Source organism: Parapedobacter lycopersici (assembly GCF_040395035.1).
In the GTDB taxonomy this organism is placed as follows: Bacteria; Bacteroidota; Bacteroidia; order Sphingobacteriales; family Sphingobacteriaceae; genus Parapedobacter; species Parapedobacter lycopersici_A.
The window spans coordinates 1-4,470 of the sequence record NZ_JBEBRB010000115.1 but is presented as its reverse complement, the minus strand read 5'-3'; the positions used below and the strand labels follow the sequence as shown (position 1 = coordinate 4,470).

Here is a 4,470-nt window from a genome sequence, read left to right as displayed (position 1 = left end):
TGCCGCAGGTAGCACCAAAATCCTTCAGCGAGCAATGGAAAGCGCGCGATACTAAATAAAACATACCGCATATTCCCACCCTATAGTAATTCACTATTACAGCAGACGATCTTATAGATTCATTTGATATTCAATGCGATTAAATTGCATATCAAAGCAACTTTAGCTATGTTTGCCCACCTCAATCTGGAAACAGCTGTTTTCCAGTGCTTCAATTACTTCGTGTTTATCCCCGCTGTTTACACAAACTTACGCAACCCACTTTAGGGTATTCCGGATAAACATCTCTTGACAGCAATTTATGGTTTTACCGCCGTTGCATCAAGCCATGCAATGGCCGCAATTTATTTCAATTATGATGTTATTAGCTACAGATCTTGACGGCACATTTTTAGGGGGCAAGCGGGTCGACCGGCTTAAACTCTACCGCCTGATCCGTCAGAATAAGGACATTCAGCTGGCTTTCGTTACCGGACGGGGAATCGAGACGGTGTTGCCGCTCCTGAATGACCCGATTATTCCCCGGCCGGAATATATTATATCAGATGTAGGCGCTACCGTGGTCAATGGCCATACCCTCGAACCCGTGGAGCCGATTCAGTCCCGTATAGAAAACAAATGGCCGGGTATCTTCACGTTCCGGCAGGCGCTCAGTGGTGTAACCGGCCTTGAATTCCAGGAAGTACCCCAGCAACGCCGTTGTTCATTTTACTACGATGAAACCACGGATATTGAGGCGGTGCGGCGTATTGCCGCCGCATACGATTGCCATGTGCTGCTGTCGGCAGGCAAGTACCTCGACATCCTACCGGGACATACCAGCAAAGGAAATACCCTCACTCAGCTGGTTGATCTTATTGGATTTCCCGAAGACCGCGTGCTGGTTGCAGGAGACACCCTGAATGACCTTTCGCTTTACGAAACCGGGTACCGGGGTGTGGTCGTCGGCCATGCGGAAGCGGCACTCAGCCAGGCCACAGCAGGAAACCCATCGGTTTACCAGGCCGACGCCGCCGGTGCGGGAGGCATTATAGCGGCCATTCACCACTTTCCGGTATTCAACACCTATTATCAGGAAGCCGTGGGGAAAAAGAAGCGGGAAAAACAGTCGGGGGAACCCCAGCTATTGATGGTTTATCACCGGCTGCCATTTGACAAGGAAGTGATCGACGGCCAGTCCCGGCGCGTATCGCCAAAAAGTCCGAACGGAATTATTCCCTCCCTACTTGGATTCTTTGCCAAAGGCCGTTCAGGTGTATGGATCGGCGAAGACGTGGTTGAAAAAAATGAGCCTCTCCCGTCACACAATGCATACATCGACGAAAAAAAGTACCCGAATCTCATTGCATCGATTATTCCGCTGTCTAAAAAAGACATCGACCTGTTTTACCGTGTGTTTTCCAAAGAGGCCTTCTGGCCAACCATCTTTTCTTTCATTGATAAGGCCAAATTCAATCACGCGCACTGGGCACATTACGTAAAAATAAACCGGATATTTGCCGAACGGATAGCAGAAGAAGCGGATCATGAAGCACTGGTCTGGATTCATGAGTATAACCTTTGGATGGTCCCCGGCTTTGTCCGCCAAATGCGTCCCGATCTTAAAATAGGCTTTTTCCATCATACCGCTTTCCCCCCTGCCGATATTTTCAATATTATTCCCTGGCGGCGCGAGATTATCGGCAGCTTACTGCAATGTGATTTTATCAGCTTCCATATCCCACGGTATGTCGAAAATTTTGTCGACGTGCTGCGCAGCCATGCTCCAGTACAGGTCCTGAAACGCGTAAATGCCGCACAGCAGTTTCTAACCTACAGCTGCGCGCTGGGCATCGACCAGATGACCAAGGAAATTGAGGTCGGCGACCGCCGTATCCGGTTGGGCGCACAGCCCGTGGGGGTTAATAATGAAAATATCAAACGCATATACGGACTGAAAAAAACACAGCAACGGATCACGGCATTGAAAAAGCGAAAATCAGGAAAACAGATTGTGTTGTCCGTCGAACGGCTTGATTACGTGAAGGGTCCGCTGGAAAAAATCCAGGCATTCGGTGAATTGTTAAAGGAGCACCCCGAATTACACGGGAAAGTAGAGTTGGTCAACATCTGTACGCCGCCGTCCCAGGGCATGAAAATTTACGATAAGATACGGCAGGAACTCGACCGGGCCGTGGGCGAAATCAACGGCAGGTATTCCAATCTGGAGTGGACGCCTATCCGCTACTTTTTCCGTTCCCTCCCGTTCGAAGAAATCGTTACCTACTACGCGATAGCGGACGTCGCCTGGATCACCCCCCTGCGTGATGGATTGAACCTGGTAGCCAAGGAATACGTCGCGGTCCAGGGATTGAAAGCCAATCCGGACGGCGTGCTGGTATTGTCTGAATTTGCTGGCGCTTCAGTGGAATTACCCTACGCTGTACTGACCAACCCGTACGATTCACAAAACCTGAAAGAAAGCCTGCTCCAGGCAATAGAAATGCCGGAAGCCGACCGGGTATTACGGATGAAACGGCTGCATGAAATCGTCAACCTTTACGATATTGACCGATGGGGAAACGAGTTCATCGAAGAATTGACGCAGGCTACAGCGATGGAAAAAGTAAACTGAAGGTTACACACTCCAGCGGGCCAGTGGGGCAACATCCTGCCCAGCAAACTCACCCGCCAAGTATTTATAGTGACCGGCAATGGCAATCATTGCGGCATTGTCCGTACAATATTCAAAGCGGGGTATAAAAACGCGCCACCCTTCTTTTTCACCCAACTGCAGCAACGCATTGCGGAGACCCGAATTAGCCGATACACCGCCTGCAATAGCTACGTCATGGACGCCTGTTTCCCGGGCCGCCTGGGTGAGCTTGTCTAACAGGATCGACACGATCCGGGATTGCACCGATGCGCAGATATCATCGCGGTGTTTCAGCAGAAACTGCGGATCGGCCCGTTCCCGTTGCTGTACAAAATAAAGGATGGAGGTTTTCAGTCCGCTAAAGCTGAAGTTCAGGCCCGGAATCTGCGGCTTCGGAAATTCAAAAGCCGTAGCATTTCCTTCTTTTGCATAACGATCAATCAGTGGCCCGCCCGGATAGGGCAGCCCGAGTATCTTTGCTGTTTTGTCAAATGCCTCACCCGCTGCATCGTCAAGTGTCTGACCGAGCAGCTCCATATTAAAATAATCCCGCACCAGTACCAGCTGTGTATGTCCGCCGGACACCGTCAGGCAAAGGAAAGGGAAACGGGGTACCGGCTCCTCAATAAAATGCGCCAGGATGTGTGCCTGCATGTGGTTCACCTCAATTAATGGAATGTCCTGTGCAAGTGCAAATGCTTTCGCAAATGAGGTACCTACCAATAACGCCCCCAAAAGTCCGGGGCCGCGGGTAAAAGCCACGGCATCTATCTCATTTTTGTGTATTTTTGCCTCCCCGATTGCCTGTTGTACCGCGGGGATGATATTTTGCTGGTGTGCCCTTGAAGCCAATTCAGGCACTACACCACCAAATTTTTCATGAATGGTCTGGTTGGCAATAATATTTGAACGGATTTTTCCGTCTATACAAATGGCAGCGGATGTTTCGTCGCAGGAAGATTCAATGCCGAGTATAATGGACATGGGTGGATAATTAAACCGCTTTATTATTCTTTATTAGCGTACAAAAATATCAAAAAAATACTTAAAATAACGCTGTGGACGTTGGCCGGATTCCTATTACTGGCAACCGGACTAATTTATTCGCTGCGGTACCCCACGGTCCAAACGTATTTTGCAAAGCAAGCAGCTGCATACCTCTCCGATGAACTCCATACCACCGTATCCCTGCAGGGGATTTATTTCAAGCCTTTCTCTTCACTGGTCCTCCGCGGACTGTATATTGAAGACCTGGAGGGCGATACGCTGTTGTATAGCCGTCAGCTGTCGGCAAACCTCAATTTACGGGAGCTCGCCAATGCAGCGGTCGCAATCCGCCGGATCCGTCTTTCCGACAGCCAATTTTCGCTGAAGCGTGACAGTGGCGGGACGAACTTATCGTTTATTCTTAACTATTTCCAGGGCGGGGAAAGCGGCGGGCAACCTGCCGGCCGAAAAATCACCTGGAACATCAACGACCTGGAACTGGATAATGTATCATTACGCTATCATTACACCGGCGTTCCACCCAAGGCCGGGACTGTCAATTTCCGTGACATTGAGCTTACCCGAATCAGCGGCAATGTTTCGGCAATAGATTTCAGTGAGCACCTATTGAAAGCGGAAATCCATGAACTGCAACTTCAGGAGAAAAGCGGGTTTAAAATCCGGAAGCTGAACACCCTGGCGGTGGTAGATAGCAACCGATTGGAACTCCATGCACTCGACCTGGAAACCAATCGCAGTCATATCCGGGATTACCTGCTGCTCGAATATGCAGACTTCGGAGCATTCGACGACTTCGTGCGACAGGTAGACATCACACTGGACCTGAA

2 protein-coding genes and 1 pseudogene are annotated in these 4,470 nt (G+C 49.9%); 2 read left to right on the top strand and 1 reads right to left on the bottom strand.

Annotated elements, in window-relative coordinates; genetic code table 11:
- Positions 1-355 precede the first annotated feature (355 nt).
- A complete protein-coding gene (gene ggpS / locus ABWO75_RS13350) occupies positions 356-2,614 on the top strand; it encodes a glucosylglycerol-phosphate synthase (RefSeq protein ID WP_353186330.1) in 2,259 nt (752 codons plus the stop codon).
- A gap of 3 nt (positions 2,615-2,617) precedes the next feature.
- On the opposite strand, the gene tsaD is transcribed toward ggpS, so the two are convergent.
- Positions 2,618-3,619 (bottom strand): tRNA (adenosine(37)-N6)-threonylcarbamoyltransferase complex transferase subunit TsaD, encoded by a 1,002-nt coding sequence (tsaD, locus tag ABWO75_RS13345; RefSeq protein WP_353186328.1) that lies wholly within the window; start codon positions 3,617-3,619, stop codon positions 2,618-2,620.
- A gap of 81 nt (positions 3,620-3,700) precedes the next feature.
- Here tsaD and ABWO75_RS13340 point away from each other — a divergent pair.
- Positions 3,701-4,470 (top strand): annotated as a pseudogene (locus ABWO75_RS13340) (hypothetical protein); the annotation flags it as partial.